Below are 2480 nucleotides of genomic sequence, written 5' to 3'. Positions count from 1 at the left end.
CAATATCAAATCATCCCTCGCGGCGGTCCAACGCAAAACCGGCTGGTTGCCGGCGAACCCGCAACGTGCCCCGATCACCTCGGCCGCGTGGGCTACCGTCCTGGGATTCGTGGTCAATCATCCGGCCCGGTCGATGATGCGGGCATTTGCCGTTTTCTGCGAAGCGCGGGGCATCGCCCCCGATGCCGTAACCCGGGAGCATATGGCCGACTATGCCGATATCCTCCGCAAAACCAGCGCAAAGGCACCCGATCAGACCGCGAATACGATCCGGTATCGCTGGAACCGCCTGGCGCGCGATCACGCCGACTTCCCCGCCACCCGCAACCCGCGCTACATCCGTGACGCTGCGCACGCCATTCCACCAAGCTTTGAGGCCGATCTCGATGCCTATGCCGCCATGCTTCGCAATCCGGGCCGGTTCGTGCCGGGATTTTCGCGCCCGGCGGCGGAAAGCACCGTCCACACCCGCCGCCATATCCTAGCGCTGGCGCCACATCGGCTCGTCACAAGAGGGTGGGCGGCGGACTCTCTGGTCTCCCTGCGTTCTATCCTGACGCCGGTTGCGGTCGAGGCGATCCTGAATGATTATGCCGATGCGAACTGTCCCGACGGCGGCTGGACGCTGGGTGCCGAGGCGACCGCGCAGGCGCTGATGATCGCCGCCCGCCAATGGGGCAACCTGTCGCCTGGCGACGTCGAGCGCGTGATCGAAATTTGCCGATCGGTCAAAGCACCCCATCGAGGGTTTTCCAAAAAGAAGCTGGAACGGCTGGCGCAATTCGACGACCCGAAAATCGAACGGCGATTTCTCGAACTGCCGGCAACGCTTTGGCGCAAGACACTGACGTTCGAGAAAGCGGGACAGCACAAGCGCGCCGCCGATACGGCCAAATATGCTATCGGCCTCGCGATATTGTTCGACAAACCATTACGGAGCTGCGACCTCGCGATGCTCGATCTGGCTCAGGATTTTGCGCGCGATGCCAAGGGGCGGATCACCGGCATCCGGATCGCGATGGGTCGGGCCTCCAAGCGTGCTCCGGGCGTTGAAGGTGTTCTTTCGCGTGGGACGGTGACGATGATCGACAAATTCGTCAACCGCTTCCGGCCCGTGCTTCTGAGTGCTGAGACGTCCGCGCTATTCCCCGGCAAGCAGGGTGGTCACAACCGGGCGACGTCCATGGCCCACCAGATCAGGCGGGTCATCACGCGGGAATTGGGTGTCGACGTGAACAGCCATCTGATCAGGGCCTATGTCGGCACCATCATTCTAGACGAGGATCCGAGGGCGACCGCCATCGCGCAGGGGGTTCTCGGCCATAAGCATCAATCGACCACGCTGCGGTTCTACGCCGCCCAGCGCGGCCGGGCGGTGAACCGCGGCTATGCCGAGCTCATAGAACGGCGGCGCCGGAAGCTGAAACGGTCATGAGCGGCGATCGCACCAAGGCCGACGCCGCAGATCAGGGTCGTTCGAGCCTCAAGATCGATCAATGGCCGAGCCAGGATCATGCGCGCTGGGTCCGGGTCAAAACGCGGACCGGCCGCTTCGACCGGGACGCCATCCTACAAGATTTGGCGGCGCCAACGGTTCGCGGGCTCGCACAGGCGATGGGGCGATTTCTGGCATACGTCAGTTACCGGGGCCTGCTGCCCAGCGAGGGCTCGATCGGCTTGGCGCTGACCGGCGAACTGGTCAACGACTATGTCGACCATATACGGCTCCGAATGCGGGCGGGGTCGGTGCATGAAGAGTTGAGGCGACTGCGTACCGGGTTTCAGATCCTGCTCCCTGACAACATGCCTGACTGGTTCAACGCGCTTCCGGCCGCGCCATCTCATGCAGAAGTCGAGGCATCCCGCAAACCAATCGTGCGGCCCGATGTCGCCAGCGTACTTGCCGCAGCCTATCGCGTATTCGACGCGATTCCGACCGATCGGCCCGATACCGTCTCGTGCCAACTGGCACGCAACTGCCTGATCGTCGCCTTCTCCGCCTTGTTCGAGCTCCGCCTCGCCGATCTGACCCGCATCCGGTTTGGCGAGCATCTCACCTGCGCCGGTGGTCGCTGGCGGCTCGCGTTTCTCGACAATGTGAAAAACGACAGCTTCCTGCTGTTCGACATGCCGCCCCCATTGGCCGTGCGTCTCGAACATTATCTGGCAACGTTCCGTGTCGCGCTGCTGCGGCAGAACGACGATCATGGCTTCCTCTGGGTCGGTCGCTGCGGTACCCGGATATTACCAGCCGCCATTGCCATCGCCATCGACAAATTCGGCCGGTCCTATCTGAACCGTGCGCTGAACAGCCACGTGTTTCGCCATGCTTTCGTCGTCGCCACAATGACCCGTAATCCGGCCGATGCCGGCCTCGCAGCCGCCGGGCTCGGTCACACCAGCGAGCAAATGGTCCAAAGCTGCTACAGCCGGTCGGGGAGCGGGGAATTATCGAAACTCTGGCTGAAGAAGCTCGCCAA

General features: G+C 62.9%; 2 protein-coding genes. Both read left to right on the top strand.

Features of this window, described 5'->3' with window-relative positions:
- A partial coding sequence (locus tag ACP5E6_RS18255) for a tyrosine-type recombinase/integrase (RefSeq protein ID WP_427956734.1) occupies positions 1 to 1435 on the top strand: 1435 nt, incomplete at its 5' end.
- On the top strand, positions 1432 to 2480 hold a 1049-nt coding region (locus tag ACP5E6_RS18250; protein WP_427956731.1), incomplete at its 3' end, for a tyrosine-type recombinase/integrase. The genes ACP5E6_RS18255 and ACP5E6_RS18250, both read left to right, overlap by 4 nt.

It is taken from the genome of Acidiphilium sp. (assembly GCF_049977125.1).
Lineage (GTDB): Bacteria > Pseudomonadota > Alphaproteobacteria > Acetobacterales > Acetobacteraceae > Acidiphilium.
Note: the sequence above shows the minus strand (reverse complement) of the source record. Positions and strands in the feature narration are given on the sequence as shown.